Raw genomic sequence first — 26,446 nt, 5'->3', positions numbered from 1 at the left:
CGTATGCGGGCTGATCGTCTGTCAGGTCCCACTCGGGCCGCCGCCTCCAGGCACCGTGGCAAGGCCCTCCATCCGCGCCGTGGCGCGTTCCCCGAGGGGATATACCAGCGCGTGGAACGTGGTGAGGCTCGTCGGCCTGCGAAGCTCGCCGATGTCCAGCCACCCCCAGGAGCGGAGCGCGGCGAGAGTCGGGCGATCGGCCTGGTCCACCAAGGTGACGCCGAGCGATGCCTGGTGGTCGGTCAGCAGCCGCTCCTGCAGTCGACGGGCGAGCCCCCGGTCCTGCGGGTGCGGCCGGATCATGATGCCGGCGGACGCGAAGACGCCGCCGGACACGGTGAGTTGCCCGACGCCGCGCGGCACTGTTCCTTCGAAGCCGAGCCACCAGGAGCCGTCGCCGCGTACCGGGAATCCGAAGGCGCACCCCATCAGGCTGTCCGTCTCGGCGACCACCAGGGCGAATCCTGGTCGGCGCATCTCCGCGGTGAGACGGTCCGAGAAGTTCTGGCGGCTGGGACGGCGGTACGGATCACCCGGCGCCGTCGCGCGGGACTCCCCGTACAGATCCACCAGATCCTCACGCAGACCCTCCACCAGCCAACGGTTCAGCCGGCGCAACCGCACCGGAGCCATGGCGGAGGGCTCGCCGTCCCCCGGCTTCCGTGACTGTTCCCGCCCGGCTTCGGCCGTCATCGCGCATCGCCCGAGAGAACAGGCGCAAGCGGGACAGACCGGTGCGGCGGGGCTGGACGGGGCACGGCCGGGGTGTCGCCGAGTCCGAGAGGAGGTGGCAGGTGGCCGAACGGAAGGCCGAGGACCAGGAACCCGCAGCCGGTGAGGTCGAGGATCCGAGCCAGCATCGTCGGCGGGTGGTGCAGTCGCAGGGTCCCGCCGGCCATGGTGGTCTGCCGCGCGGCGTGGAGGAATGCGTTGAGTCCGCTGCAGTCGCAGAAGGCGACGGCGGTGAGGTCGACGTCGATGGTGCGGATACCGTCTCGCAGGCACCGATCCAGGGACACGCGCACCAACGGCGCGGATTCGAGGTCGATCTCACCGGCCAGGGTGACCAGCGCCCGTGTCCTTCGGTCATGGCGGTAGACGGTGAGCTGTGGCAGGGGCATGACGCCTCGGTTCGGAAGGCCATCCGGCAGTGGGCGCGCAGATGCCGGAGTCCCGGCTCCCTGGGCGCGCTCCCGGCAGGGGCGATGTTCGGCGGAGGCAGAGCGACGGCCGGTCCAGCAGCCTGCGCAGCAGGGCAGAGGAACCACCCAGTTCCCTCCAGGGATGCGCCGGGTGACAGACGAAAAGTCCGCACCCCGCAGCCATCTGTCTTCAGCAACAGCATGCCGCCGGGGGCTGGGGCGTCCACGCACAGTGTAGTCCCCTCGTCATGTGACGGACGGTCCGAAGCAGCCGATCCCAGGATGCGGACGGTGCAGAAACGAAGTGGCACGTGCATGTCCGAGCACCGGGCTGTGTCCAGAGAAGTCGGACCGACCGGGCCTGCCGCCCCCGGCGGACCTGCCGGACCCACCGAGCCTGAGGGCCCCAAGGGAGACACCGGTCCTCAAGGCCCTGAAGGGCCGCAGGGTCCTACGGGACCTGACGGTGGCCACGGGGAGCACGGGGAGCACGGCGGCCACAGGCCCCACTGCCCCGAGCACGAGCGTCCTCCCTCCTTGGCATTGGGCATCGTCCTCATCGACTCCCTTCGGACGCGGCTGCCTTGAGCCGGGCCGCAGACTCCGCCCCGGTGTCGGGCGGGATGACCAGTAGGTCCCAGCGGCCGGTGCCGTGGGAGAGCAGCAACAGCTTGTGCGGGTCGATTTCCGGGGTGAACCAGCCGACCTTGACGAGGTGGCCGTCCACGGGAACCTTTCGTGGGATGACCGGCCAGTACGTCGGGTTGACGGCGATGCGGGTGATGCGGCCCCACAAGGGGCCCAACACGTCGGTCAGCGCGGGCAGTTCGCCCAGCAGATCTCGGGAGCGGGGCAGGCCACCAGGCACCGTCCAGGAGTCCGCGGGACGTGCCGTCGGTCTTCAATGCGAGACGCGCGGCCGGGGCTGCGACGGGCGCGTGGTGCGGCAGGGTGGGGAGCAAGGTCGCCGACATGATGCGGATCCGTCTCCGGGCCGCCTGCGGCGGCCCGGATTTCATCTCTCGCCGAGAACGACCCGGCGTGGAAGCCGGTGTGCGGAATGCCCTCGGTACTGTCCACACTACTCTGCGCCAGGCCTGCGACGCGGCCTGCGGCGGCCTAGAGGTGGAGCAGCCGTTGGGTGATCTCCCGGTACTGCCTCAGCGCCTGCCGGAGTTCGTCGGACTGTGTTTCGGGGTCCCGGTCCTGCCACCCGGCGCGCAGGACACGCCGCCGCTCTGCGAGGGCGCTCACCAGCTGGGCGGTGGCTTCGTCGTAGGCGCTCTCGGCCTCTTCCAACGCCTCGCGCGGAGTCTCGGCGAAGGTGTTGAGGGCGCGCCGGAGGCGCAAGAGGACCTTCTCCCTTTCGGCCGACGGGAGCAGCGGCTCCGGGCCCGGGGTGCGGCGTTCGGCGGGGCCCGGGGTCTGGCCCGCGGGCTGTTGGGCACGAGTCTGGTCGTACATCATCGGGTGCCGCTTCCGTCCCGCCCGAAGGCGTCCTTGGTCTTCTCGACGGCCTGTTTCAGGCTTTTGGAGCCCTGGCCGATCCTGCCCCGGCGCCGCGGTTACTTGATGCGGGGGACCCGGTCGAGGTCTTCGGTGATCCTCCCCTTCAGCGTCCGCGCCTTGTTCCTGGTCGTCTGTGCAACGGCTGGCCGACCTCGCTGGTGTCCGGTAGGCGGGTCCTTGTGGGGTCTGGTCGAGCCGGGAAGGCGGAGCGCTTTCGCCGTGTGTTCCGGAGTGCAATGGTCCCACGCCGTGCCGCCAGTCAATGTCCCGCGACGGCCCCGTGTCAACGCGGTTGGCCACGTGATCCAGCCCGCCTTGTTTCGGAGTGTGCGCGAGCACGGTTGTGGACACGAGGCTCTTCGTGTGCCGGTGCCTGAACCGCCCTTCCTCGCGACTGGGACAAACCGTGATCCCGGCCGCCCCACCCGCCTGGGCCGAGGAGTCCCTTCCACCGGACGGCCCATTGCCAGCGTGCGACGGCGGGCAGTGGCTGCATGCGCCGTGACGGCGGTGATCGTCGTCCTTTCTTCTGGCCGGCGCACTGGTCCAATGGAAGCGGCTGCTGATCTCGGTTCGGGTGCAGCCGTCGGCGCCACCCGTTTCCCGAAGCTCTCGGAGTCCGGTTCCGGGACTGCCGGGCCCTCGGTCGGTACGCACTTCCCGTACGCCGTCGCTGACCAAGTGGTGGAACGGGTAGGCGGGCGTCGTCTTGTGGGAAGGGCCGGGTACTCGGTCAGCAGCCGTTGAAGCTCTGCCTCCACGGCGCGAGGACACCGCCGTCTCGGGCACCAGCGGCCGTTGACGCCTGGCCGGCTAGGCCGCGGTTTCTGTGATGAGGACGGCGGCGGTGACCGGGCCCGCGGTGCCAGTGGTGGCTGCGTCGGCTATGGCGTCCCGGACGGCGCGGGCGACCTCCAAGGGATGGTGTCCGGGGGCGACCGCGAGTTGGACCTCGATGTGTATGCCGGGTGGATCGTCTTGGTCCTCCATCTTGACCAGGCGGCTTCCCAGCCCGACGGTGAGGCGGGCGACGCCCGGAACACCCGTCGCGACGTCCGCGAGTTCCCCGACGGGCCCCTGCATGGATCCTGTTCCGGTCACCGGGGGCGAGCTACGCGCGGCTGCGGCTTCCGGCGCCGGCCTCATGGCCCTCGTTGTGGTCCGCGACTTCACGCCTGCCTCCGGGCCCTCACGGAGATCCGTTACCCGCAGGTCAGCTGTCACGGTGGCCAGGCCGAGCCGTTCGGCGGCCGCGTTGAGCAGTGCGCTCCTCAACTGGTCGGCGGTCTCAGGCAGCGGCTGCCCGAGGGATGCTGTGAAGGCGGCTTCGATCCTGAGCGGGCCAGGCGGTAGCGCACTGGCCGGCGGACGGACGGCCGGCTCGGACACGGGCTCGAACGGTGCCGGCCCGATGCGCAGAGAGTCCAGCCAGGCACCGGGAATCTCAGCGGCAGCCCGCCCGAGGGCCCGGACGGCCGCCTGCTCGGTGATCCATGTCCCGTCGTCGGGCCCGCCGAGCGGGAGCAGTCGGCCCAGGTCGAGCTGGTGCCGTACTGCCTGCGTCCACGCCTCGGTTTTCACCGTCCTCTCACCCTCTTTCCTCCGTGGCCGCGGTTCTCTTCCTGCCGCGCGCGCCGGAGTGCCCGCGAGGGCTGCGGGGCAGGGCTGCTCAGGCGTCCGACGACCACTCCACCTCACGATCCGCAGCGCGGTCAAAAGGTACTAAAGCGAATATAATCCTAACGATGAGTGCTGTGTGGGCCTCATGAGGGAGGAATATCCCGATGACTGAGAACACCGGCGTAGGGCAAAGGCAGGGCGGTGCGCCCGGTTCTCGCGGCCGGACGGCCATCGCCGATGTGGTGGTGGAGAAGATCGCCGGAATGGCGGCACGGGACGTGCTCGGCGTCTATGCCCTGGGCAGCGGATTCGCGCGCTCGATGGGATCCATGCGGGAGCGGATGCCTGGCTCCGACAGCGGCAAATCCGTCACGCGCGGGGTCAGTGTCGAGGTCGGAGAGCGGCAGGCGGCCATCGATCTGGAGATCGTCGTCGACTACGGCGTCTCGATCACGGACGTGGCCGGTGCGGTGCGGGAGAACGTGATCTCCGCGGTGGATCGGATGGCGGGTCGGGAAGTCGTGGAAGTCAACCTCATGGTCAGCGACGTGAAGCTGCCGGACGACGAGGAGGACGAGGGGGAAGAGCGGCAGCGGATCCAGTAGCCGGGGCGGAGCAGCTCGCTTGAGTGAAGGAGCGCGTGATGAGCAGGGCCGTGGTGGGCTTGATGGCCGGAATGGCGCTGGGTTTCGCCGCGTATTTCGGTGACTTCTGGGCTTTCGTGCTGGTGCTGGGGCTGGGCGTCGTCGGTCTCGTGGTCGGGCGGTTCATGGAAGGTGATCTCGAACCGGGCGACTTCGTCCGCCGCCGGGACCGACAGGAGCGGATCAGCGATGACCGGCGACGGGCTCGGGGAGACTGGCGGCAGTGACCGGTGAAGCAGATCGGCGTCCGGGCATCCCCCGCGGGGAGCGCGGCGCGATCACCGTCGCCGACCGGGTGGTTGCGAAGATCGCTTCCCGGGTGGCGCGCGAGGCGCTGAGCCGGTTCACCGAGTCGACCGGCCACGTACCACCCGGCCGCCGGACGCCACACGTGAACACATCCGTGCGGCGGGCACCGGAGCGGAACACCGCAGGACGAGACGCCGAATCCGCCGCCGTACGGCAGGCGGTGCTCGGCGAGGCGCGGGTGCGCATCACCGTCGAGCTCGGCTATCCGTCCGACATCGGGGCGCAGTGCGCCGCGGTGCGCCAAGAGGTCACCGAACGGCTCAGGACATGGGCCGGCATGGAGGTGTCCGACCTGGTGGTGTCGGTCGAGAGGCTGCACTCGGTGCACGCGCGGCGCACGGACCAGGAGAGGGTGAGATGAGCGCGAACACCTGGCGGCAGCCGACCGGCGACAGCGCCCCTCCCGCCGATTCCGGACCGGCGGCTCCGTCTGCCGAGGGCACCCCGGGCACGGACGCGGATGCGACGGCGGCGAGGGATGAATCAGGCCGGCCGGCGCGCCGTTTCTGGTCGGCGCGGCGGATTCCCGCGGCCCTGGTGGCCCTGCTGTCCGCCGCGGCCACGGGACTGCTCCTGTACGACGTGGTCTCGGTGCGCGCAGGCCGAAGCGCGATGCGCTGGCGGCGGCGGCTCGCCGAGGAACTGGCCACACGGCCACTGGACGACACCTGGATGATCGTCGGGGCCGCCGGGGCGATGGCCCTCGGCCTGTGGCTCTTCCTGCTGGCGGTGACGCCGGGACTGCGCAGGCTGCTGCCCATGCGGCAGCCCACCGGTGCCCCCGGGACAGAGGAGGTCCGCGCCGGGCTCGACCGCCGCGCGGCCGCCCTGGTTCTGCGCGACCGGGCCATGCAGGTACCCGGTGTCCAGTCGGCACGGGTCGCTGTCGGCCGCCGGAAGGTCAAAGTCCGGGCACGGGCACATTTCCGTGATCTCGAGGAGGTCCGCGCGGACCTGGACGCCACGCTGGGCGAAGCCGTGAGGTTCTTGGGTCTCGCCCGGCGACCCACGCTGACCGTGCGCGTCCGGCGCCCGAAGAAGGGCTGAGGCGATCCTGATGTTCAAGACGGTGAACCGGGTACTGCTGGGGCTTCTCGGCCTCGGACTGTTCGCCCTGGGCGGCGGCGTACTGCTGGGCGGGCTGGATCTGCAACGCCACTGGGATTTCGACGTACCAGGCTGGTGGCCCTTCCGTGGGCCGGCCGATGTGGTGCTGGGCACCGAGGGACGCACCCGGTGGCGGGAAGAAGGCTGGTGGTGGCCCACCGCCATCGCAGTGCTCGCCGTGCTGCTGGCCCTGCTGCTGTGGTGGCTCCTCGCGCAACGCAGACACCGCCTGGGCCAGGTCCTCGTCGACAGCGAAGACGGCGCGGCGGCCCGACTCAACGGCCGCACGCTGGAGGACGTCATCGAGGAAGAGGCGCAAGCCCTGGCCGGGGTCTCACGGGCTCATGTCCGGCTGACGGGCCGACGTAGCGCTCCCACCGCACGCGTACGGCTGCTGCTGGAGCCTCACGCCGATCCAGCGCGGACTCTGGGGCAACTGAGCCGGGAAACGCTTGCACACGCACGAGACTCGGCCGGCCTGGACCGCCTCCCGTCGAAGGTCCGACTCCGGGAAGCCCGCCACCGCGCCCAACGCACCGCCTGAGATCTCCCGGTCCGACGCCCCACGGGGGTACCGGCTGCGAGGAGCGTCCCGGATTCCTGGTACCCCGAACGTCTTGGCATGCAGAGGATCAAACGAACTGCACGCTGCCTGGCGCACTCGCTTCGTTGTCGGCGTGCTCGAAGACACCGGCCTTGGTTGTCGTCGGCATCATCCTGAGAACCCTGGGGTCGGTGGGGCACGTCGTCGGCGGACGCCGCCACTACTGGTAGCGACCTTGTGCGCCGGGGCCGTCACGTACCACTCCTCGGCCGAGGCGACATCGAGCTCAGACACCGCGTGTCCCGCCGTAGCCGAGAGACCACGCAGATCCGCACAGTTCCTTCCCAGGGTCGCCATCGGCGCGGCCGTCGACGGCAGGCTCTATCTGACGTCCGTCGGCGTACTACTTTCATCGCCGATCGGTCCAACGAGCCGACTACGCCATGGGCAGCATGTCGCCCCCAAATGCCGTTCACCACAAGGGGCTGGGTCGACGGGGACATGGGAAGGCCGGTCGGTGAGCGGGCCAGGTTCGGGCTACCGGTCCAGATCGAAGGGGCCGACGGTGGCCATGACCGCTCGTGGTCGCGCCACTCCGGACATCGGCGGAACGGATCACGCCGTGCTCCGGGCGGCCGCGTCCGCCGTGCTCCAACGACCCCGGCGTATACACACCGGGGTCGCCCTTCCGGGCCGGTCGCACGTGAGAGTGTGCCGACCCGCTTTCATGCTATGCCTGGTGCACATCTCGGGCATCCGGTGTTTCGCGGTTCTCGTGTCACGGTGAACACATCGCAGCCTTCCACCACGGCCGCTCCTGGACGACCGTGCGGGGATTCCTGCTTCACTCGTTCCGCGCCGTGACGGCCCCGCCCGGACGGGAGCAGCCGCCGCTCGGTGACGGAAGCACACCGGCCGTTGTGGACGTGTTACGCCTGCGCCGGCTGAACCGCTGGCAGGCCGAGACCCTCAAGGAGGACCTGCCCGGTCTGTACGTGGAGTCCTCACCGGCAGGGCCCGGCGAGGGGTACCGGGGCCGGGAGGTTGTTTCGGCCCCTTCCGCAGAGCGTCGAACAGCTCACGACGTCCGGTCACGTCCTCGCGATCACCGAGACCGTGGTTCACCCACGTACGGACGACCAGGGCCTCGTCCGCCGCCTGCTCGCCGACCGTCACGCCTCGCTCGGGGCGACGTTGGTGGAACAAGCCGACTCGGCGCGGCTGCTCACCCGGACGGGCCGGCTCACGAAAACCGCACACCGGCGTTCGCGGACGACGACGAGCTGGATGACTTTCGGGCCTGTCTCGGCGTCGATCTGCGGCGACTGGGCGCTGCACGATCCGGCAGAGCACTTGGGCGGTTCGAATGTGTGGACGGCGATCGACCCGGTACGCGATGTGCCTGCAAGTCGGACCGCTGGTTCCGGGACGGGGTTCTCGCGTCGGGCGGTACTCCCTAAGGGTGGAGTGTGGCCTCGCCGGTCACGCGGATGCCGGTTTCCTGGCCGGGTCCGACCGACAGCGGGCCCGCGACACGGACGTCCACCGTGCCGTCGAGGCCCTGCACAGCGACACTCACCTTGGCGTCGTGGCCGTAGAAGCACACGTCGGTCACCGTGCCCCGTACCGCCCCTGCCGTGTCCGCGTCGGTCAGGCGCAGCTGTTCGGGGCGCAGTACGACTGTGCCGGCGTGCCGTTCCTTCGGTGGGGAGGCCAACGCCACAGTGCCCACGGCTGTCGTGGCCGTGGAGCCACCGTCGCCAACGGTCCCCTGGAGGAGTACGGCGTCGCCCACGAAACCGGCCACCCATGGATCCGCGGGGCGCCGGTAAAGATCCTGCGGGGTGTCGCACTGGGCGATCCGGCCCTGTCGTACGACGGCCACGAGGTCGGCGGTGGAGAGCGCCTCCTGCTGGTCGTGGGTGACCAGCAGTGCCGTGGCCCCGGTCGCCCGCAGGGCGGCCCGCACGTCCGCCCGGACCCCGGTGCGCAGGGCGCTGTCGAGGGCGTTGAACGGCTCGTCGAGGAGGACGAGTGCGGGGCGTGGGGCGAGCGCCCTGGCCAGGGCGATGCGCTGTTGCTGTCCCCCGGACAGCTCGTGCGGCATCCGGTCGCCGTACCCGGCGAGCCCGACCAGGTCGAGCATCTCCTCCGTACGGCGACGCCGCTCGCCGCGGTCGAGTCCGGTCAGGCCGAAGGCCACATTGCGCGCCACGCTCAGATGCGGGAAGAGCGCACCCTCCTGCGGCACGATGCCGATGCGGCGCCGCTCCGGCGGCAGATGGACACCGGGGCCGGTCAGGGTGCGCCCGCCGACGGTGACCGTGCCCGCGTCGGCATGCAGGAAGCCCGCGACGATGCGCAGCAGGGTGGTCTTGCCGCAGCCGGAGGGCCCGAGCACGGCGGCCAGCGAGCCGCCCGGCACCGAGAGGTCCAGCCCTTGGAGGACTGGCGCTCGGGTGCCGTAGGACTTGGTGAGTCGCTCGATGTGGAGGTCGTTCATGTGCGGTGCCTGCCCAGGAGGTAGGAGGGGACGGCGGCGAGCAGGATGAGGGCGGCGGCGTAGGGCGCGGCGGCCGCGAAGGACCCGGCTCCGGTTTCGGTCCACAGCCGGGTGGCGAGGGTGTCCATGCCGGTGGGGCGCAGCAGCAGCGTGGCGGGCAGTTCCTTCATACAGACCACGAAGGTGAGGGCGGCCCCGGCCGCCACCCCTGGCGCGGCCAGCGGCAGGGTCACCTCGCGCAGGACCTGTAGGGGCGACCGGCCGAGGGAGCGGGCGACGTCCTCCAGTACGGGTGGCGCCTGCAGGACGGCGGCACGGGTGGCGGCCACCGCCACCGGCAGGAAGAGGACGGCGTACGCGCAGACCAGCAGCGGGAGTTGCTGGTAGAGGGGGTAGGCGTAGCGGACGGCGAAGAAGACCAGGGAGAGCGCGACCGTGATGCCGGGCAGCGCGTGCCCCGCGTAGGCGGCCTGCTCCAGCAGCCGGGCGCCGCGGCCCCGGTGGCGTGCGGCGATCACTCCGACGGGCAGCGCGAGCAGGGTGGTGAGGGCGGCTCCGGCGGCGGCGACGCCGAGGGTGGCCGAGGCGGCCTGGGCCAGGCCGCCGAGGTCCCAGGTCGCGGAGGTGCCGACGGCCAGCCAGTAGCCGAGGGCGCCGAGCGGGAAGACGACGGAGGCGGCTGCCACGGCCGTGCACCAGGCGAGGGCGGGGATCCGCCAGTGCCCCAGCGGCACCGGGGCGGCCGGGCGTGCGGTGCCGCCTCCGGTCCGCGCGTGGCCGGCGCGGCCCCGGGTACGGGCCTCGGCGGCGACCAGCGCGACCGTCATCACCACCAGCACGACGCTGAGCGCGGCGGCCGGGGTGCGGTCGAAGGAGGCGCGGTAGGAGGTGTGGATGGCCCGGGTGAAGGTGTCGTACCGCATGAGCGACACGGCGCCGAAGTCGGAGAGCACGTACAGCGCGACGAGCAGCGCTCCGCCTGCGGCGGCCGGGCGGAGTTGGGGGAGGGTGACCCGGAGGAAGGTGCGCAGGGGCCCGTGGCCGAGGGAGCGGGCGGCCTCCTCCTGGGCCGGGTCGATGCCGCGCAGCGCCGCGGCGACGGGCAGGTGGACGTACGGAAAGCTCACCAGGGTCAGCGCGAGCGCGGCCCCGGCGAACCCCGAGGTTCCGGGCACGGCGGCCAGCCAGGCGAAGGCGGCGACATAGCTGGGCACGGCGAGAGGCAGGGTGGCCAACACCGACCAGGTACGGGCCGCTGGGAGGGTGGTGCGCGCGGTCAGCCAGGCCAGGGAGACGCCCAGGACCAGGCAGGCCGCCACGACGACCGCCGTCAGACCGAGGCTGCGGCCCAGGAGTTGGAGGGTGCGTTCGTCGGCGACAACGTCCCACGCGTAGCCCGGCCCGCGTTCGAGGGCGCGGACGGCGAGGTAGCCGAGTGGCAGCAGGGCGAACAGGGCGGCGACGCAGGCGGGGACGAGCAGGACCAACGGGAGCCTGCGCCCCGGGCCGGCGCCGGCCCTACTGATCGAACGGATACGTCGGCGCCCGGGCGTAGCGGGTGCTCCGGCCGGGCGGGCCGCGGACTGAGCTGTGGTCACGTTGCGCTCACGGATTCCGTCGGACTCACAGTCCTCAGACCAGCCCCACGTCCTGGAGCATGGCCAGCGTCTCCTGGAGCGACTCCAGTTTGCCGAGGTCGATCTCGGGGGAGTCGAGGGAGTCGAACGGCGGCAGGCCCTCGACGGTGCTGGTGACGCCCGCGGCCAGCGGGTACTCCTTCGTCGTGTCGGCGAAGTAGGTCTGTGCCTCCTTGGACAGGAGGTAGTCGACGGCCTTCTGGGCGGTCTCGGTCCGGCCGCTGTCCTTGAGGATTCCGACGCCCGCCACGTTGATCAGCGCGCCGGGGTCCTTGCCGGGCAGGAAGTGCAGCTTGGCGTTGACCTTGTCCTCGCCCTTCTCGGCGACCCGCTCGTACCAGTAGTAGTGGTTGACCAGGCCGAGTTCGACCTCGCCGGCCTCGATGCCGTCGAGGGTGGCGAGGTTGTGGGCGTACGTCCTGCCGTTGGCCTTCAGGCCCTCGAGCCACTCGCGCGTGGCGTCGTCGCCCTCCAGGACACGCATGCCGGTGACGAACGCCTGGAAGGAGGCGTTGGTGGGGGCGAAGCCGACCTTGCCCTTCCACTCCGGCTTCACCACGTCGTGGACACTGTCCGGGACCTCCTCCTCGGCGACCTTGTCCGGGTTGTACGCGATGACGCGCACGCGCCCCGACAGTCCCACCCAGTCGCCGGCGCCGCCGCGGTAGGACGGGTCCACCTCGTCGAGGCTGGACTGCGGCAGTTTCGCCAGCATGCCCTCCCTGGACAGGGCACCGAGCGCGCCCGCGTCCTGCGAGAAGAACAGCCCCGCCTTGGTGCGGTCGCCTTCCTCCAGTATCTGCGCGGCCAGTTCGGCGCTGTCGCCGTAGCGCACCTCGACCTCGCTGCCGACGGCCTTCTCCAGCTTGTCGAGGATCGGCTTGACCAGCTTCTCGTTGCGCCCGGAGTAGATGACGAGGGCGGAGTCACCACCCTCCGCCGAGCCGCCCTTGTCGTCGGAGCCGCACGCGGCGAGGGCGGGGAGAAGCAGGCCGGCCGCGAGGAGCGCGGTGATCCGGCCGGCCAGGGGGCGTCGCATGTGTGTGCCTTCCTGCGTGGCTCGCCGATACGCCGCAGGTCGCGCCGTCGGTCAGCGAGCTTGCTGAGCGAAGCTTTCAAGCCAACTGTGAACATGCTATGAATAAGGTAAAGCTTGCCTAACCGTCAAGGGAGCTGTGCTAATTGCGGACGCTGCCGCAGAAAGGTCGCGCGCCCGTGATAGACCCTTTCGGACCTCTCTCGGCCCCGCTCACCCTTCCGCCACGCACCACCCCAGCTCCCCTCCTGCGACCGCCCGTACGGCGGCGTGGTGTGCCGTTCGCACGCAAACTCGCGTCGTACGGCGACCGGACCGCACTGATCACGCCATCGGGCGGGGTCAGCTATCGGGCGCTCGCCGAACGGGTCGCCGCCACTGCCGAGCGTCTGGGCCCCGCACGCCGCATGGTCCTGTTGGCCGGGGCGAACCGCGTCGACGCCCTGGTCGTCCACCTCGCGGCCCTCTCCGCCGGCCACCCCGTCCTGCTCGTCCCCGGTGACAGCGCCGGCACGATCGACGCCCTGACCGCCGCGTACGACCCGGATGTGGTCGCGCGGCCGGACGACCACGGCACGTGGGCGCTCGACGAACGGCGGCCCGAGAGCGTCCACACCTTCCACCCGGATCTGGCGCTGCTGCTCAGCACCTCCGGATCGACCGGCTCCCCCAAACTGGTCCGGCTCTCCGCCGAGAACCTCCAGGCCAACGCCGAGTCCATCGCCACGTACCTGGGCATCCGCGACACCGACCGCGCGGCCACGACCCTGCCCATGCACTACTGCTACGGCCTGTCCGTCATCCACAGCCAACTGCTGCGGGGCGCCGGGCTGCTCCTCACCGAGCGATCCGTGGCCGACACCGAATTCTGGGAGGAGTTCCGCGCCGCCCGCGGCACCTCACTCGCCGGGGTGCCGTACACCTTCGACCTGCTCGACCGGGTCGGCTTCGAGCGGATGCGACTGCCCCACCTGCGCTACGTCACCCAGGCCGGGGGACGCCTGGCGCCCGAACGGGTCGCCCACTACGCCGAGTCGGGCCGCCGCGCGGGCTGGGAGCTCTTCGTGATGTACGGGCAGACCGAGGCGACGGCCCGCATGGCGTACCTGCCCCCGGCCCTCGCGGCCGAGCGCCCGCAGGCCATCGGAGTACCCATCCCCGGCGGCTCCTTCCGGCTCGGACCGGTGGACGGCATCGACGAGCCGGACACCGGCGAACTGGTCTACTCGGGCCCCAACGTCATGCTCGGGTACGCCGAGAGCCCGGCGGACCTCGCCTTGGGGCGGACCGTCGAGGAGCTGCACACCGGAGACATCGCCCGGCGCGCCCCCGACGGGCTGTACGAGATCGTGGGGCGCCGCAGTCGGTTCACCAAGATCCTGGGGCTGCGGATCGACGTGCAGCGCGTCGAGGCCATCCTGGAGGAGCACGGGATACGCGCCTTCTGCGCCGGGGACGCCGACGTGCTGGCCCTGGTCGCGATCCCTGCCAAGGGTGTCGACGCGGCATGCGTCCGGCGCCTGGTGGCGGACAGTTGCGGCCTGCCGCCCCGCGCGATACGCGCGCGGATCATGCCCGAGCTCCCGCGGCTGGCCTCGGGCAAGCCCGACTACGAGGCCGTACGACGGCTGGCGCGTGAGCCGGAGGCGCCGCCGTGCCGCCAGGGCTCCGCCATTGCCGACCTCCGTGCTCTCTACGCAGAGATCCTCGACCGTGCCGACGTCACCGAGGACAGCAGTTTCGTGAGTCTGGGCGGCGACTCGCTCTCCTACGTCGAGATGTCGCTGCGGCTGGAACAGGCGCTGGGCGTGCTGCCCGCCGACTGGCACACCACACCGATCCGGGACCTGCGCGGCCCCCATGCCGCCCGGCGCACGGCTGGGAGCACGGGTCCGAGACGTGGGCTGCGGCGCACCCTGGACACCGGCATCGCCCTGCGTGCGATCGGCATCGTCCTGATCGTGGGCTCGCACATCCCCGTGTTCAACGTCCAGGGGGGCGCCCATGTGCTGCTGGCTGTCGCCGGCTTCAACTTCGCCCGCTTCCACCTCACCGCACACGGGCGCCGGGACCGCCTGCGGAGGCTGGGGCGCAGCATCGTGCGCGTCGCCGTGCCGAGCATCGTGTGGATCACCTTCGCGCTGCTGCTGACCCGCGAATACGACCTGGCCAACATCGTGCTGGCCAACAGCCTTTTCGCACAGGACAACTCCGATCCGGAGTGGCGCTACTGGTTCGTCGAGGCGCTGGTCTACTTCCTGACCGGGCTGGCGGCGCTGCTGGCGATCCCGTTGCTCGACCGTGTGGAGCGGCGCAGCTCGTTCGGCTTCGCCCTGGCGCTGGTGGGTCTGGGGATGGTCGGGCGCTACGATCCCTGGGGCCTGGCGCACGTCCGCTACCACCTGAGCCCCTCGGTGGTGTTCTTCCTGTTCGCACTGGGCTGGGCGGCGGCGCAGTCCCGTACGGCGGCGCAGCGGCTGCTGCTGACCGCCGTTGTGCTGGTCACCGTGCAGGGGCTGTTCCCCGACGGGCAAACCCTGCGGACCTCCGTCGTCGTGGGCGGCCTGATCCTGCTGCTGTGGATCCCGGCCCTGCCCAGCCTCGACCCACTCAACCGACTCGCGGCCATCCTGGCGGGCAGCTCGCTGTACATCTACCTGACGCACTTCCAGGTCTACCCCTACCTGAGGGACCACCCCCCGCTACTGGCCCTGTTGGTCTCCGTGGCGTTCGGCGTGGCGTACGGGGCAGTGGCCACACGTCTGACGCGCAGACTGTTCTGACGGGCACGCAGTTGTGCGCGGTGTGCCGTGCGGCTGCCCCTGACCGTGACGAGGAGCACACAGCCTCGACGTCCGTCGGACGCTCATTTCCGGGGCAATGCAGGTCAGCGTTGTCGTGGGCTGGAGCCCAGGCATTCCTCGGCGAATGCGAGGGCTTTGAGGTGGTAGGCGCGTGCGGCCCAGCCGAGGCTGATGTTGTGGCCGGCGTGGGGCAGGCGGTCGATGACGACCCGTGGAGCTGAGGACAGGCGTGCGGTCAGATCGGCGAGATCGTCGTCGTCGTGGCACCACCAGGCTTCGTGCTGGGCGAAAGTAAGCCGGACGGGGACGTGGATGCGGGGCAGGATCGCCGCTGACAGCCGCGCCCAGCCGACCACTGCGCCGGCCTCGAGCGCGGGCATGGGCGCCACCACTGTCCGGGCCAGTCGGAATGTGTCCGGCGGATACAGATGCAGCGGACCCCAGTTCAGCCTCCGCCGACTCATACCGCCTTCACCGTCGACCAGGCCGGGGCTGACTGCCGGCCTGCCTCCGCACCCCGAGACATCCGCCCCCAACAGGTCGGTCGTGTCCCAGCCGGCGGCGGCCGCCAGGGCGACCTTGGCTCCGAAGGAGTGCGCCAGCACAATCGTCCCGGTCCCCGGCGTGTGGCGTGCGGTGAACGCCGCGACAGCGGCGCGCACGGTGGCGGCTTGGGCCGTCAGTCTCTGCCCCCGGGGCAGGCGGACCGCCGAGGCCCCGTAGCCCGGACGGTCCAGGGCCAGCACCGTGTAGCCCAGGCGTGCCCCCAAAGACAGCAGGGAGACGTCCGGGTGTGCCTGGCCATCGAAGTATCCCGCGTTCATGCCACCGCCGTGCAGGGCGACGATGAGCGCACGTGGAGAGCCATGCGAGGGCTCACTCAGCAGGCCGGACAGTGTGATGCCGTTCGCCTCGACGGTGACCGGACGTACGCCCGGGGAGTGCCGCCCGTGACGTCGGTCCGGCGCAGCCGAGGGCTCCGGAGCGGGAGCCTGGGCGGTGGAGGTATCAGTCATGGGGCAGTCCTCGACTTTGCCAGGAGCGCCGAAGCGCTGACGTGCTGTGCCGGTGCGGCAGGCGCGACGGAGGCGCTGGGGGAGTGGCCGCGCGACGCGGAGGCCGCCGCCTGATCGGTGTTCTCGCTGAGGTGGGCTGGGAGCGGCCCCGGATGAGGACATGCCGAACGCCCAGCGCTGCCGCGCGTATTCGCTGGTGGCGGCCGCGCCGTGGTCCTCCCGTGTGGTTGGTGGATGCCGCCCGAATCTCGCAGATCTGATACCCCCTCGGGCGTTGCCGCAGGGCAGCCGGGCAACTCGCTCCTGGCCCAAAGTCCCAGAGAAGCCCAGAGGTGCCGCCGCACCACCATCGGACTCGCATCAGTGCCGGTCAGGCAGGGTGCGGCGGCATTCGCCGCTCAGATGTCCCGGAACTCCTATACGAAGTATCTGACCTGCGCAAACGAAGCGTCCCAAGATCATCTTGCACGGACGCTGCACAAGCCGAACAACGCAGGAGTTACGCGGCCCTCGTGTAGGCGCTTCGGACCGCGATGCGGATCTTGGAACCGGCTCCGACGATCCGGTGTACGTACTTACGTAGAGTAAACGCAGGATCGGCGTGCCCGAGCCGATCCGCGAGTGTGTACACGTCCACCCCACCGTTGATCATCATCGAGGCGTACAGGTGTCGGAGGGCGTGCATCATCATGTCGCGGGACTTCTCCCAGCGCCGGCCCTTCGCGTTGGGGTCAAGGGGCTTGATGAGGCCGGCCGCCGCCAGGGCAGGCTTCCAGCGGTAGGAGTTGAACCAATTCGACTGAATGGCGGTCTTCTCTCGGGTGTAGAAGATCAGCCGCACCGTGACCGGGGCGCCGTCTTTGCTGCCCCACGGTCGGGTCACCTCGACAGGCGGGTACTTCTCCATGTGCTCGCGCAGGGGGATGGCCACGTCGTCGGTCAGTTCGACCCACCGGTCCTTCGGGTTCTCGGCGTCTCCGCCCTTGGGGAGGGCGTATGCCAGGAGCGAGCCGTCGTGGACCACCTGCCGTTGCACGTGCACCATCGGGCCGTCAGGGTGTGCCCAGTCGATGTCTTCTGGTGACAGGCCGAATATTTCTCCTTGACGAAGGCCCAGGCCGCGACCGCAGTCGACGAGTGCCTTGTAGCGGTCGGGAAGTTCGGCGCGGATCTTCTCGGTGTCCGCCCACGTCAGGGTCAGCTCTGCCCGGCCGCCGTCTCCTCGCTTCGGCTTGGCGTCCTGCACCGATTTGGCGAGGCATGGGTTCTTAGGTATCAGGCTGTCGTCCACGGCCAAGTCAAAGACAGCTCGAAGATTGTCGAAGACCAGGCGCAGCGTGGAACTTTCAAGCAGCCGACGACGGTCGTGCAGCCAGTCCAGCAAAGACGACGCGTTCACGTCCTTTACGCGCATCTTCCCAACTGCGGTAGGGATGATGTGCAGTTGAATCCGCTCCCTGTGGCGTCGGTACGTGCGCGGATTCTTGTGCTCGTGTCCCTTGAGCCACATGAGGGCGAGTTCACCGACCCTGACCTCTCCGGCGCGAGGGTTGATGTATGACCCGTCGTCCACTCCCGACCGCATCTTGGTCTCGTGCCTGCGGGCTTCGGCCTCGGTGCGGAACAGTTCCGTCTGCTGTATGCCTTCCTGGTTACGCCAACGGGCCTGCCATCGCCTCCCGACCCCGTGATCCATCGTCGGAACCTTGCCGTGTTCCTTGCAGACCGCCTCTCCCGCTTTCGGGCGTGACTTGTGCCAACGGTCGTACGGCATGGACTTAACTCCTAATGTCAGGCGGCCTTGACGCTCTTGGTGGGGTTCTCTTGGGTGAAGGTCGTCATCGACGGTGAAATCGTGGGACGGTTCGTCGTGGCTTGAGTGAATGGAATGTTGATCCAGGGATCTGGAAATGTCAAACATATTGTCCGTGGCATTGCGACATGGGCATCCAGAGTGGTGGGGAAGGAACTCGCCCTAGCCGAATCCTCGCTGAGGTGTCGGCGAGGGTTCGACGAGTCCTCGCCGAGGGTTCGCTGGCGTCTTTCGAGAGTTCTGCAGAGCCTCAGTAATTTCGCCGCAATGCCTTTTATTTGGTGCGGCTGGAATCTCATGTCACTGTTCGGTGCACCACCACAGCGGGCAACCGCTCGCGTGGTTTTCCCCTGCCCGTTTCTGAGCCTTTCTGGAGTACTCATGCGTCAAACGACTGCCCGTGCGGCAGAAGCCGCCAGTGACGCGAGGGACCGCCGCCCGCTGATGAGCGCTGAGGAACTGGCCGACTTCCTCGGCGTGCCGCTGAACACGGTCTACGTATGGAATCACCGACGCCAGGGTCCGCGAGCCCACAAGGTCAGCCGCTATTTGCGCTACCGCTGGCCGGAGGTGGAGACATGGCTGGAAGCTCAGGCGGTGGATCGCGCAGTCTGAATTGGCGGTGGACGCCTGCGCCTTTGTGCCGGGATGGCGACAGTACCCGGCGTACAGCCCGACTCGTCTGCCGCCACCTGCGGTTTTGCCTTGGAAAGGGCCTCTGATCTGCGACGGAGGCCCTTTCTGATCTTTCAGGGGCTTGCCGGGTTAGGCGGCAAAAAGTCCCTCGGAAGTCCCTCGGACAGCGCTGAAAGTCCCTGAAAAGTCCCTGGAGCGGAGGAGCGGGCAGGACCTCTGGGCTGGGCATTTGCGACAGCCGTCGGAGCGTGACGCTGGGGCCGTAGGGATCTCGGGGGCATTCTTGAGGCGGTGAGATTACGCTGTCTCAGCGTTGGCCGTCGTGTCGGTCCGCGCGGCCCAATCGGCGCGGACTGCGGTGAGCCGGGGGTGTATCGCGCGAAGTTCGTCCAACTGTCTGGCCACCGTTTCGATGAACTCGCCCAGTTGGTTCGGATCCATCGGGCGGTGTACGTGTCGGCGGCCACTTCGACCAGAACGTGCGGGACTCGGCGGGACACCATCTGGTCAAGGGCGGACGGAATCGGGGATGCAGCGTCGGCCGGCATGGTCTTCCAGGCAGTTCATGGGGCGCAGAAACCGCCATGATCTTGGAAGCCCGTGTCTGTCCTCGTTCCCACCCCAACCGCCCAACGAACAGTCACGAACCGGACGGCGCCCGCTGCGACGAGACTCTTCTCGCCATCTCGCGTCTACCCGCTGCGGTCTAGCTGCGCGACTTCTGGTTCGCGTGGGAACACACTGGGGCAGAGTGGTTACCGCGTGCGGGCATGATGCGCGGCCAAAAAATCTTCCAGGAGGGGGTTGCGATCGCCGCCTTCCGAGCGACGTACGAGTGATGGACGAGCCTGGGACGGACACCGAAGCCGAAAGACTGCTTCTGCGATGGCGGCAGGGGCGGCTCGACGCGCGTGAGCTCTATGCGGCGGTCCGCGGAGCCATGTACCAGGCCGCCCGGCGTGGGATTCGCTCGATCACCTCTTCCATTCCAGATCACCACGACGTTGAGGATGCCGTCTGCGAGGCGTTCGAGCAGTTGCGTGATAAAGATCCCGCTGATGTGTCGTCGGTCATCGGGCTCGCGAAGGTGATCGCTCTCCGACGAGGGCAGGACATCGGTAGGGGAGTCGTGCGCGAGCGCGAAGGGATCAAGAGGTTCCTTGCTGACCGGGTAGCTACGGCGGCGGTGGAGTTCCGTGACGACGATGTGCGAGCCGCAGAGGAAGACGAACGAGTAGTCGCCCTCGCCGAGGGATGCTTCGGGTTTCTGACCGATGAGCAACGCGATCTCGTCGTAGCGACGATCATGGGAGAGGAGCTCTTGTCCGACTGGGCGTTCCGCAAGGGCAAAACGCACCAAGCAGCGAGTCGGCAGCGAAAGCGTGCCATCGAAGCGATCAGACGTTGCGTCGAATCTGAGCGCAGCGAAGCAGAGGAACCACGGGACGGGAGGTGGCACAGTGACTGACAATGAGGAACTGGATAACCTGAACGACGCGCTTATCGAGGAGTACCTACTGTTCCTGCGCGGCCTCGGCCCTCAGCCGGATCTGTCGGATCTGCCGCCGAGCCGTCGAGAGGCGATCACGGGGCAGTTCGAGATTGTGAAGGCGTTGGCCGATCGAGACCCGGAACTCCCACCTCTCGAGCAGGACCCCGTCGCTCGGCGATTGGGTCTGGTGGCGGATACGTTGTCCGCTCCGTTGCCTATGGCCGCCCAGTCGGCTCTGCGGGCCTCGGGCGGAGAAGTGGACGAACCACTCAAGGCCTCGCTTGAGGAGGTGGCCTTTCGGTTTCGAGGCCGTATCTCCATGGAGTTCCATCCCGCATGGTCGCCGGAGGTACCGGAGGGTATGCGGGCGTTTGCGCAGTGCGCTGTGTTGGCGGAAGCGGTAGCTGTCCTCGTGGGTGACACCGACACGTGGTCGAGCGCACCGGAGGGACTCGGGCGGTTTTTTAACCTGTACGCCGATATCTCGGCGATTTGTGTCACTTCCAGTGACGCCGAGCGGGCTGTCGTTCTCTCGCCTGCCGACGTGACGCGTTCCATCAGTCCGGTGCTGGGCTGGCTCGACCCTCACAGCTCGATGTTGCCAGAGCCTCTGGGACTCACCTTGGAACGGTTCTTCGAGCAGCGCCTGCCGCGCTGGGACCGGGTCGCAGATTTCGACGTGCTTCCGGATACAGCAGCTCTCGACGCCGTGGCGAGGGAGGTGAGTGGGGCACAGATCGCGCAGGCTCTTCGTGCGAAGCCTCGGCTCGAGTACAAGAAGGAAGGCCAGCTTGCACTCGGCAACGTCGATGCGGCGGAACTCGCCGCCCTCGTAGTGAGCGTGCAAACGGGCGGCCTGATGCCAGATGACTTCGTAGATCATCTGACGGAGATGGCGGAGGCTGCCGCATCGTGATCCGACGCATTCGCCTGAGCCATTGGCGGGCCTACGAAACGCTAGACCTGGAGCTCAGCCGCCCGGTCACGTTCTTCGTCGCTCCGAACGGCGTCGGCAAGACGTCGTTGGTTGAGGCCGTCCGATGGGGCCTGCTCGGTGCGCCCCCGGCTCGCCGGCTCGGCCAGGCGGTCCGCGTCGGCCACGAATTGGCGACAGTGTGCCTGGACTTGGTGCTGGCGGACACCGAGGTGCAGCTGACCAGGTCGATCAAGCGCAGCGGCACCGCTCGTTTCGATGCGAGGGCCAACGGCACGGCGATCGGCGAAGAGGCCTACACGCAACTCCTGCGCCGTGCTTGGGCGGCCGATCCAGGACTACTCGACGCTCTGATCTTCGGCGTCGGGGCGAAAGGGGAGGCCACCGGCTTTCCGATCAAGGATCACCTCGCCGACATCTTCGGCATCACACCGATGCTGCAGGCCGCCAAAGCGATCAATACGCGGAGGTCTGAGCTTGCGGCGAAGATCAAGACTCTGCGCGATGACTTGAGCGGAACCGACGAGGCCATCGCATCAGTGACGGAGACCGTCTCACGGTTGGAGGCGGAACTGTCCGGGATCGCGGATCAGCGACAGGCCGCGCACGCTTTGGCGCACCGGCTGGAACCGGAAGCAACTCTCGCGCAGGCCTGGAGCGACTACCGGAAGAACGCCCATGCCTTCGACGAGCAGGTAAGGCGACTCGCCGCAGGCATGGCTGGTTCCGTCGATCTCGGCGATCAGGATCCGAGGGCTGCGATCGCCAGAAACGAGCGTGCCGCCTCGATCGAGCTCGAGTCCAGCCGGGCGGCCACGTCAGCGGCGGAGGTTCGAGCAGCGTGTGCAGCATCGGCTGCTGAGATCCTTGCATCTGCCACGGATCAGTGCCCGACCTGCCTTCGCCCGCTGACGCCGGCCGAACGGGAGGCGGCGGTCTCCGCACACGGCGGTGTGGACCACGCCGCGCACGCCGAGATCGAACGGCGCGCTCGCGACACCGCGCGGGCTCGCGAGCGGCTGATCGCGATTACCGGGTTCCGCGACTCACTCAATGCGCTACACACCCCGACGGAACCGGTCGGCGACGATCCTGGCGCAGAGGCGGTCACCGAGCTAGCCGAAGCACGTCAACGCCTCTCAGATCTCGCTGAACGCCACGGTGATGCGGCAGCTCGGCTCGGAGCAGCTAGGAGCGAGCTGGCGAGACTACGGGAAGCTGCACGCGATCAGTCGACCCTCATCGCGGCCGCGCGTGAAGACATGGTCATGGAGGTCACCGAGAAGACCATCCACCAGCTGGCCGACCGCTACTTGACCGACTACATCGAACCGATCGCGCACGAGGTTGGCCGACGCTGGAAGCTCGTTTTCGGCGCCGACGGGCTGCATTTCGACGCCGATGGAAACCTCACAATCCCCCACGGGGACGCCACGCTGATGGTGGGAGACCTGAGCGGCGGAGAACGGTCCACCGCTCTGCTCGTGACGCGACTGCTGCTGGCGAGTTCGGTTGCACGTGCCTCGACCGTGTGTTTCGACGAACCGCTCGAGCACCTTGATCCGCGCCGCCGCGCCGCAGTCGCCCAGACCTTGGTGTCAGCCGTCCAGGAGGGCACCGTAGGGCAAATCCTCATCACCACCTACGAAGAACGGCTGGCACGCCGTCTGGCCAGCGCCGCACCGGACGTCGTGGAGTTGACCTACGCCACCACAGATTCGGCCTGAAAAATACTTGCGTGAAGGGGGTTGCGGACGGCCTGCCGCTAACGACTAGGAGGTGAAAGCCCGCATCCGGCGGGTCGATCCTTGGAGGCCCCGGGATGGCAGCCGCAGACAGCCAGACCGAGACAGACCACACCAAGCACCCCACATTCGTCTTCGAGGTCGACGGCGTGGAATACACCCACAACAAGCCGACGATCACCGGCGTGCAGATCATGGCGATGGCCGGCATCAACCCGGCCGACGGCCTGGTTCAGATCCTGCCGGACGGTACCCGCATCACGATCACGCCCGACGAGACAGTCCACCTCGTGCCCGGCGCCCAGTTCAAGCGCCGTCCCCGCTTCAAGCGAGGCTGATCGCGTGTCCGTGCCCGACCGGCTCGCCGAACGCCTGGTGCAGGAGGAAGAGCTGCTGCGCCAGGCGTTCCCGAACGCCACCATCGACGCTGAAGCCCTCGTCGTCGCACTGCGAGACCATCCGCTGCCCGCCGGTTGGTCCCACACCGACACCGATGTCCTGTTCGCCGTCCCCGTGAACTATCCCGCTGGTCAGCCGGACAACATTTGCGCCCGCCCGGACCTGACCCTTGCTGGGGGCGCAACGCCCGGCAACAGCCAGGGCATACAACAGCACGCCGGACGCTTCTGGCTGCAGTTCTCCTACCACATCGACCCGAACGACTGGCACCCCCACGTGGACCCCGCATTGGGCAGCAACCTCGCGGACTACTTGGCTGGCGCTCTCACCCGCTTCGAGGAGGCGAGCTGAACCGATGAGCACTCTGAAGTTCACGCGGTCCGAGCACTGGGAGCGCATCGAGCAGCATCTGACCGAAGCACGCGGCGAGCGATTCGCCTTTGCCTTCACCAAGCTGCTGCACAACGGCGAGAGCGGCCCCGTCCTTGAGGTTGTCGATATCACGCTCATCGGCGACGAGGAGATCGAGCCGAACCACGACGGCTGGCGCCTGGCCGACATGGCGCTCGATCGCATCCACAACCAGGCGGTCGCCACCGGACGGGGCCTCGTCGAATTCCACAACCACCGGCTGGAGCCACCAGGATTCTCGCCCCTCGATGAGCGCGGGCTCGCCGAGATGTCGCCATACGCGGTCGACCTGCTGAACGGGACGCCCTACGCGGCCGCCGTGTGGGCGCGAGGAATGGTCCGCGCCGACTGGTGGCGCCCCGGCACCGACGGCGAGCTCGAACGTAAGCCGTTCGACACGGTCACCGTGCTCGGTGACAACATCAAGGTGCTTAACGCGCCAGCTACCACCGATGCCCGATTCTCCCGCCAGACCCCTCTCCTAGGGCCCCGGGCTCAAGCGGCCGTCGCCACCTTGCGCGTGGCGGTCGTCGGCGCCGGAGGCACCGGATCACACGTCGCGCTCGGGCTCGCCTACTTCGGTTTCCGTAATGTCATCGTCCTTGACGACGACGCCGTCGAGACAACTAACCTGAACCGGCTCGTCACCGCCGACCAAGCCGATATTGGCAGCCCGAAGACGGTCGTCACGCGCCGCCGCATGCGCTCGATCGACCCGAGAGTCGAGGTCCAGATTTTCCCCGGGCTCACACCCGTAGGGGAACATCCCGAACTGCACGACGTCGACCTGCTCATCTGCTGTGTCGACCACGATGGCCCGCGGCACCGCCTCAACCAGATCGCCATCGACACACGTACCCCGCTTCTCGACATCGCCACCGGTGTCGATGACCATCAGCAGCCTGTCGCGCTCGGCGGCCGTGTCTTCTTCATGCTGCCCGGCGCCGCGTGCCTGACCTGCCTGAACGAACTCGACTCGGCGGAGATCTCACGCTGGGCCAAACCGGACCACCAGCAAGCTGTCGACCGCCTGCACGGGTACGGAACCGGTGTCGCCAACCCCTCGGTTGTCTACCTGAACGGGCTGACCGTCCATGCAGCGCTCGCCGAACTCGGCGCATGGATCTCCGGTGCCCGCGAGCCAGCACGATGGCTCGATATCGACCTGTTCGGGGCCGTGAAGTCTCCAGGCACACAGATCGGACCTCGCCGGATTCCAGAACGTGTTCCCGGCTGCATTGACTGTGGGTACGACAAGTGAGCAGATCTTGCGCCGGGGCGTGCAGGGTTTCATGACAGTGGGCCGCCGTCCGGTTCGGGACGGTTCGTTGGGTGCGGGGTCGGAAGTGGGGCGTGATGCCGCTGCATGCGGACAGAAACCGCTGCGCCCCGCCCACGGAGCGGAAGCCTTTCCTCGCGCGTTCGCGCGTTCGCGCTGTCTCGTCGGCTGGTGGCTGTTCTCCGCCCGGTTGTTCAGGTACTTCGACTGCCGGTGCTCGACGGAGGCCATGGCCTCGCGGCGGGCCGCGCCGTAGGAACGCAACTTGTCAGTGACGGTCACCCGCGGCACCGCATCGGTTTTCTTCATCAGCCTGCGCAAGAAACACCTGGCCGCGACCTTGTCCCGCCGACTGCACCAGGATGTCCAGCACCTCGCCATCCTGGTCGATGGCCCGCCACAGGTACCGCTGCTCGCCGTTGATCTTGCTGAAGACCTCCTCCAGATGCCACTTGTCACCAGGCCGGGGCTACCGGCGGCGCAGTGCGCCTGCGTACTGCTGCCCGAACTTGGCGCACCAGCGGCGCCCCGTCTCGTAGGAGACGGGCACTCCGCGCTCGAGCATGAGCTCCTCGACCTCGTGGAACGACAGCGGGAAGCCGAAGTACAGCCACACACAGCAGGAGACAGCCTCGACCGGGTACCGGTGCCCCTTGTACGACGGCGACATGGCCCCCACGGACAGCCCCTTCCAGCACGATCAACCAGAAATCATTCCACCCGGTCAACAAACGTGACAGCGTCGATCAGCGGGTTCGGCGGGAACGGGAGCGGGCCAGCCAGCCGAGGGTGACGGCGATCAGGCCCAGGAGCATGGCGAAGTAGGCGCCGCCGAGCCCGTTGCCGGTGCCGAGACCGCCGTCGGCGGTGGCCGCGACCGTCCCGCCGACGGCCACGGCGACCAGACCCGCCACGAGAGCCGTGACGGCGCCGTTCCGCCGGGCCCAGGTGCCGGTGTGTCCCTGCCCGGTGGGGCGGGCCAGGGCCAGGCCGCCGCCCACCGCGCCGAGGAGGCTGACCAGCGCCGACAGGGAAGCCCCGACCCGGCCGACACTCACGGTGTAGACGCTCGCGGCGACCGGCTGGACCGAGGGGTCCGCGGCGGCCGGTTCGGCGAACGCGAAACCGCCGATCAGGACGGCAACGGCAACGGCGAGCACGGATCGAACGGACATGGGGTGTCCTGCCTTTCTGATATAGGTCTGAACTGGTCATTCGTGAGATCGCGGGCCGGCATGGGCACAGGCATGGCTGCGAATTGCGACTCGATCGCTGCCGCAGGGCGACGCGGGCGATGGCGGTCCGGAATCGCACCGGGCATCTGGGCCCGGGCGGCCGTTGCCCAGACGGCTCTCGTGACCGCCTGAGTTCACCGTCGAGATCGCCATCCACAGCGGTTCACCGGGCGGTGGCTACGACCTGGCAGCGGGGCTCAGCGGCAAGCGCGGGAACAGTGTCTGGACCAGGGCCAGGGTGCTGAGGGCGAACATCACCACGCCCAGGGGGACATGGAACGAGGGCACGTGGGCGATGCCGAGTGCGACCTGCACCGAGGCGAGTAGGAGGAAGCCGGCGGCGTACAGGATGGGGCGCGGGGATCCGCCGCCCGGGCGCCAGGCCAGGATCGCGGCGAGCACGTACAGCATGGCGGCCGCGTACATCACCTTCGATCCGACGTCGTGCATCAGATAGCCGTGGGACGAGGTCAGCAACATGCCCGCGGTGACCGCCTGGAAGAAGAGGGTCAGGGTCTGCAGGGCTGTCGCGGTCCTCAGGAGGGTGAGGCCGCGCGGCGCAGCGGCCGTCGTCTGTCTGGTCATGGTGTGGTCCCCCTCTTGTGGTGTGCGGCAATGGATGGGTGCCTGT

Annotated in this window: 25 protein-coding genes and 3 pseudogenes; 14 read left to right on the top strand and 14 right to left on the bottom strand. The window is 68.8% G+C overall.

Annotated features, from left to right (window positions below; genetic code table 11):
* Positions 1 to 21: 21 nt before the first annotated feature.
* From ACFU53_RS07925 to ACFU53_RS07900, 6 genes and pseudogenes are all read right to left on the bottom strand, one after another.
* Positions 22 to 693 carry a hypothetical protein gene (locus ACFU53_RS07925; protein WP_383987337.1) on the bottom strand — a complete coding sequence of 224 codons (672 nt, stop codon included), beginning with the start codon at positions 691 to 693 and terminating at the stop codon, positions 22 to 24.
* Positions 690 to 1,121: an STAS domain-containing protein gene (locus ACFU53_RS07920; protein WP_383987334.1), complete on the bottom strand. Its 432-nt coding sequence runs from the start codon at positions 1,119 to 1,121 to the stop codon at positions 690 to 692. The genes ACFU53_RS07925 and ACFU53_RS07920 overlap by 4 nt, the downstream gene beginning before the upstream one ends.
* Positions 1,122 to 1,710: 589 nt before the next feature.
* Positions 1,711 to 2,222: pseudogene (locus ACFU53_RS07915) on the bottom strand (DUF5994 family protein); the annotation flags it as partial.
* A 39-nt stretch (positions 2,223 to 2,261) separates the two neighbouring features.
* On the bottom strand, positions 2,262 to 2,609 hold the full coding sequence (locus ACFU53_RS07910; RefSeq protein ID WP_383987332.1) for a hypothetical protein: 348 nt from the start codon (positions 2,607 to 2,609) through the stop codon (positions 2,262 to 2,264).
* Positions 2,610 to 3,245: 636 nt separating this feature from the next.
* A pseudogene (locus tag ACFU53_RS07905) lies at positions 3,246 to 3,415 on the bottom strand (restriction endonuclease); the annotation flags it as partial.
* 49 nt (positions 3,416 to 3,464) lie between these two features.
* The gene (locus tag ACFU53_RS07900) at positions 3,465 to 4,232 is read right to left on the bottom strand and encodes a hypothetical protein (RefSeq protein WP_383987329.1); all 768 of its coding nucleotides are present in this window, start codon (positions 4,230 to 4,232) and stop codon (positions 3,465 to 3,467) included.
* Positions 4,233 to 4,435: 203 nt separating this feature from the next.
* Between ACFU53_RS07900 and ACFU53_RS07895 the strand changes: the two genes are divergently transcribed.
* The 6 genes from ACFU53_RS07895 to ACFU53_RS07870 all read left to right on the top strand — a co-directional run bounded on the left by ACFU53_RS07895 (position 4,436) and on the right by ACFU53_RS07870 (position 7,105).
* Entirely contained in the window at positions 4,436 to 4,876 is a 441-nt protein-coding gene (locus tag ACFU53_RS07895; RefSeq protein WP_383987326.1) for an Asp23/Gls24 family envelope stress response protein, read from the top strand.
* A gap of 38 nt (positions 4,877 to 4,914) precedes the next feature.
* Positions 4,915 to 5,142 (top strand): hypothetical protein, encoded by a 228-nt coding sequence (locus ACFU53_RS07890; protein ID WP_383987323.1) that lies wholly within the window; start codon positions 4,915 to 4,917, stop codon positions 5,140 to 5,142.
* Positions 5,139 to 5,585 (top strand): Asp23/Gls24 family envelope stress response protein, encoded by a 447-nt coding sequence (locus tag ACFU53_RS07885; RefSeq protein ID WP_383987320.1) that lies wholly within the window; start codon positions 5,139 to 5,141, stop codon positions 5,583 to 5,585. Before ACFU53_RS07890 ends, ACFU53_RS07885 begins: the two co-directional genes overlap by 4 nt.
* Positions 5,582 to 6,271 (top strand): DUF6286 domain-containing protein, encoded by a 690-nt coding sequence (locus tag ACFU53_RS07880; RefSeq protein ID WP_383987317.1) that lies wholly within the window; start codon positions 5,582 to 5,584, stop codon positions 6,269 to 6,271. Before ACFU53_RS07885 ends, ACFU53_RS07880 begins: the two co-directional genes overlap by 4 nt.
* A 10-nt stretch (positions 6,272 to 6,281) precedes the next feature.
* Positions 6,282 to 6,875 carry an alkaline shock response membrane anchor protein AmaP gene (amaP, locus tag ACFU53_RS07875; RefSeq protein ID WP_383987314.1) on the top strand — a complete coding sequence of 198 codons (594 nt, stop codon included), beginning with the start codon at positions 6,282 to 6,284 and terminating at the stop codon, positions 6,873 to 6,875.
* A 125-nt stretch (positions 6,876 to 7,000) separates the two neighbouring features.
* Positions 7,001 to 7,105, top strand: a complete 105-nt coding sequence (locus ACFU53_RS07870; protein WP_383987311.1) for a DUF6131 family protein — start codon at positions 7,001 to 7,003, stop codon at positions 7,103 to 7,105.
* Positions 7,106 to 8,331: 1,226 nt separating this feature from the next.
* Here ACFU53_RS07870 and ACFU53_RS07865 read toward each other — a convergent pair.
* From ACFU53_RS07865 to ACFU53_RS07855, 3 genes are read right to left on the bottom strand one after another with little or no spacing between them, the layout of a single operon-like run.
* On the bottom strand, positions 8,332 to 9,378 hold the full coding sequence (locus ACFU53_RS07865; protein ID WP_383987308.1) for an ABC transporter ATP-binding protein: 1,047 nt from the start codon (positions 9,376 to 9,378) through the stop codon (positions 8,332 to 8,334).
* The gene (locus ACFU53_RS07860) at positions 9,375 to 10,976 is read right to left on the bottom strand and encodes an ABC transporter permease (protein ID WP_383987305.1); all 1,602 of its coding nucleotides are present in this window, start codon (positions 10,974 to 10,976) and stop codon (positions 9,375 to 9,377) included. Before ACFU53_RS07860 ends, ACFU53_RS07865 begins: the two co-directional genes overlap by 4 nt.
* 34 nt (positions 10,977 to 11,010) lie before the next feature.
* Complete coding sequence (locus ACFU53_RS07855; protein WP_383987303.1) at positions 11,011 to 12,054, bottom strand: iron ABC transporter substrate-binding protein; 1,044 nt, start codon at positions 12,052 to 12,054, stop codon at positions 11,011 to 11,013.
* A 272-nt stretch (positions 12,055 to 12,326) separates the two neighbouring features.
* Here ACFU53_RS07855 and ACFU53_RS07850 point away from each other — a divergent pair, with 272 nt between their 5' ends.
* Complete coding sequence (locus ACFU53_RS07850) at positions 12,327 to 14,834, top strand: AMP-binding protein (RefSeq protein ID WP_383987300.1); 2,508 nt, start codon at positions 12,327 to 12,329, stop codon at positions 14,832 to 14,834.
* Between the two features lie 104 nt (positions 14,835 to 14,938).
* Here ACFU53_RS07850 and ACFU53_RS07845 read toward each other — a convergent pair whose 3' ends face one another.
* On the bottom strand, positions 14,939 to 15,871 hold the full coding sequence (locus tag ACFU53_RS07845; RefSeq protein WP_383987297.1) for an alpha/beta fold hydrolase: 933 nt from the start codon (positions 15,869 to 15,871) through the stop codon (positions 14,939 to 14,941).
* Positions 15,872 to 16,370: 499 nt separating this feature from the next.
* Positions 16,371 to 17,645, bottom strand: coding sequence for a tyrosine-type recombinase/integrase (locus ACFU53_RS07840; protein WP_383987294.1), 1,275 nt, complete (start codon positions 17,643 to 17,645; stop codon positions 16,371 to 16,373).
* A 420-nt stretch (positions 17,646 to 18,065) separates the two neighbouring features.
* On the opposite strand from ACFU53_RS07840, the gene ACFU53_RS07835 reads away from it, so the two are divergent.
* The 7 genes from ACFU53_RS07835 (at position 18,066) to ACFU53_RS07805 (ending at position 24,562) form a co-directional block, all read left to right on the top strand.
* Positions 18,066 to 18,299 (top strand): helix-turn-helix transcriptional regulator, encoded by a 234-nt coding sequence (locus ACFU53_RS07835; RefSeq protein WP_383987291.1) that lies wholly within the window; start codon positions 18,066 to 18,068, stop codon positions 18,297 to 18,299.
* Positions 18,300 to 19,158: 859 nt separating this feature from the next.
* Complete coding sequence (locus ACFU53_RS07830) at positions 19,159 to 19,788, top strand: hypothetical protein (RefSeq protein ID WP_383987288.1); 630 nt, start codon at positions 19,159 to 19,161, stop codon at positions 19,786 to 19,788.
* Positions 19,781 to 20,728 carry a hypothetical protein gene (locus tag ACFU53_RS07825; RefSeq protein WP_383987285.1) on the top strand — a complete coding sequence of 316 codons (948 nt, stop codon included), beginning with the start codon at positions 19,781 to 19,783 and terminating at the stop codon, positions 20,726 to 20,728. Before ACFU53_RS07830 ends, ACFU53_RS07825 begins: the two co-directional genes overlap by 8 nt.
* Entirely contained in the window at positions 20,725 to 22,473 is a 1,749-nt protein-coding gene (locus ACFU53_RS07820; RefSeq protein ID WP_383987282.1) for an AAA family ATPase, read from the top strand. The genes ACFU53_RS07825 and ACFU53_RS07820 overlap by 4 nt, the downstream gene beginning before the upstream one ends.
* Before the next feature lie 95 nt (positions 22,474 to 22,568).
* Complete coding sequence (locus tag ACFU53_RS07815) at positions 22,569 to 22,829, top strand: multiubiquitin domain-containing protein (protein ID WP_383987279.1); 261 nt, start codon at positions 22,569 to 22,571, stop codon at positions 22,827 to 22,829.
* 4 nt (positions 22,830 to 22,833) lie between these two features.
* Positions 22,834 to 23,241, top strand: a complete 408-nt coding sequence (locus ACFU53_RS07810; protein WP_383987276.1) for an E2/UBC family protein — start codon at positions 22,834 to 22,836, stop codon at positions 23,239 to 23,241.
* Between the two features lie 4 nt (positions 23,242 to 23,245).
* On the top strand, positions 23,246 to 24,562 hold the full coding sequence (locus ACFU53_RS07805; RefSeq protein ID WP_383987273.1) for a HesA/MoeB/ThiF family protein: 1,317 nt from the start codon (positions 23,246 to 23,248) through the stop codon (positions 24,560 to 24,562).
* Between the two features lie 73 nt (positions 24,563 to 24,635).
* On the opposite strand, the pseudogene ACFU53_RS07800 reads toward ACFU53_RS07805, so the two are convergent.
* The 3 genes and pseudogenes from ACFU53_RS07800 to ACFU53_RS07790 all read right to left on the bottom strand — a co-directional run.
* Positions 24,636 to 25,250, bottom strand: a pseudogene (locus ACFU53_RS07800) (IS6 family transposase); the annotation flags it as partial.
* Positions 25,251 to 25,326: 76 nt separating this feature from the next.
* Positions 25,327 to 25,755 (bottom strand): DUF6223 family protein, encoded by a 429-nt coding sequence (locus ACFU53_RS07795; protein WP_383987270.1) that lies wholly within the window; start codon positions 25,753 to 25,755, stop codon positions 25,327 to 25,329.
* 237 nt (positions 25,756 to 25,992) lie between these two features.
* Positions 25,993 to 26,400, bottom strand: a complete 408-nt coding sequence (locus ACFU53_RS07790; RefSeq protein WP_383987267.1) for a hypothetical protein — start codon at positions 26,398 to 26,400, stop codon at positions 25,993 to 25,995.
* Positions 26,401 to 26,446 lie beyond the last annotated feature (46 nt).

It is taken from the genome of Streptomyces sp. NPDC057474, assembly GCF_042802555.1.
Taxonomy (GTDB): Bacteria; Actinomycetota; Actinomycetes; order Streptomycetales; family Streptomycetaceae; genus Streptomyces.
The sequence above is the reverse complement of the archived record's forward strand: the minus strand, read 5'-3'. Positions and strand labels throughout refer to the sequence as shown.

Coding starts and splice junctions, on each gene's coding strand:
- ACFU53_RS07925 (WP_383987337.1), bottom strand. CDS start 693: ATGACGGCCGAAGCCGGGCGGGAACAGTCACGGAAGCCGGGGGACGGC.
- ACFU53_RS07920 (WP_383987334.1), bottom strand. CDS start 1,121: ATGCCCCTGCCACAGCTCACCGTCTACCGCCATGACCGAAGGACACGG.
- ACFU53_RS07910 (WP_383987332.1), bottom strand. CDS start 2,609: ATGATGTACGACCAGACTCGTGCCCAACAGCCCGCGGGCCAGACCCCG.
- ACFU53_RS07895 (WP_383987326.1), top strand. CDS start 4,436: ATGACTGAGAACACCGGCGTAGGGCAAAGGCAGGGCGGTGCGCCCGGT.
- ACFU53_RS07890 (WP_383987323.1), top strand. CDS start 4,915: ATGAGCAGGGCCGTGGTGGGCTTGATGGCCGGAATGGCGCTGGGTTTC.
- ACFU53_RS07880 (WP_383987317.1), top strand. CDS start 5,582: ATGAGCGCGAACACCTGGCGGCAGCCGACCGGCGACAGCGCCCCTCCC.
- amaP (WP_383987314.1), top strand. CDS start 6,282: ATGTTCAAGACGGTGAACCGGGTACTGCTGGGGCTTCTCGGCCTCGGA.
- ACFU53_RS07865 (WP_383987308.1), bottom strand. CDS start 9,378: ATGAACGACCTCCACATCGAGCGACTCACCAAGTCCTACGGCACCCGA.
- ACFU53_RS07855 (WP_383987303.1), bottom strand. CDS start 12,054: ATGCGACGCCCCCTGGCCGGCCGGATCACCGCGCTCCTCGCGGCCGGC.
- ACFU53_RS07845 (WP_383987297.1), bottom strand. CDS start 15,871: ATGACTGATACCTCCACCGCCCAGGCTCCCGCTCCGGAGCCCTCGGCT.
- ACFU53_RS07840 (WP_383987294.1), bottom strand. CDS start 17,645: ATGCCGTACGACCGTTGGCACAAGTCACGCCCGAAAGCGGGAGAGGCG.
- ACFU53_RS07835 (WP_383987291.1), top strand. CDS start 18,066: ATGCGTCAAACGACTGCCCGTGCGGCAGAAGCCGCCAGTGACGCGAGG.
- ACFU53_RS07830 (WP_383987288.1), top strand. CDS start 19,159: ATGGACGAGCCTGGGACGGACACCGAAGCCGAAAGACTGCTTCTGCGA.
- ACFU53_RS07815 (WP_383987279.1), top strand. CDS start 22,569: ATGGCAGCCGCAGACAGCCAGACCGAGACAGACCACACCAAGCACCCC.
- ACFU53_RS07805 (WP_383987273.1), top strand. CDS start 23,246: ATGAGCACTCTGAAGTTCACGCGGTCCGAGCACTGGGAGCGCATCGAG.
- ACFU53_RS07795 (WP_383987270.1), bottom strand. CDS start 25,755: ATGTCCGTTCGATCCGTGCTCGCCGTTGCCGTTGCCGTCCTGATCGGC.
- ACFU53_RS07790 (WP_383987267.1), bottom strand. CDS start 26,400: ATGACCAGACAGACGACGGCCGCTGCGCCGCGCGGCCTCACCCTCCTG.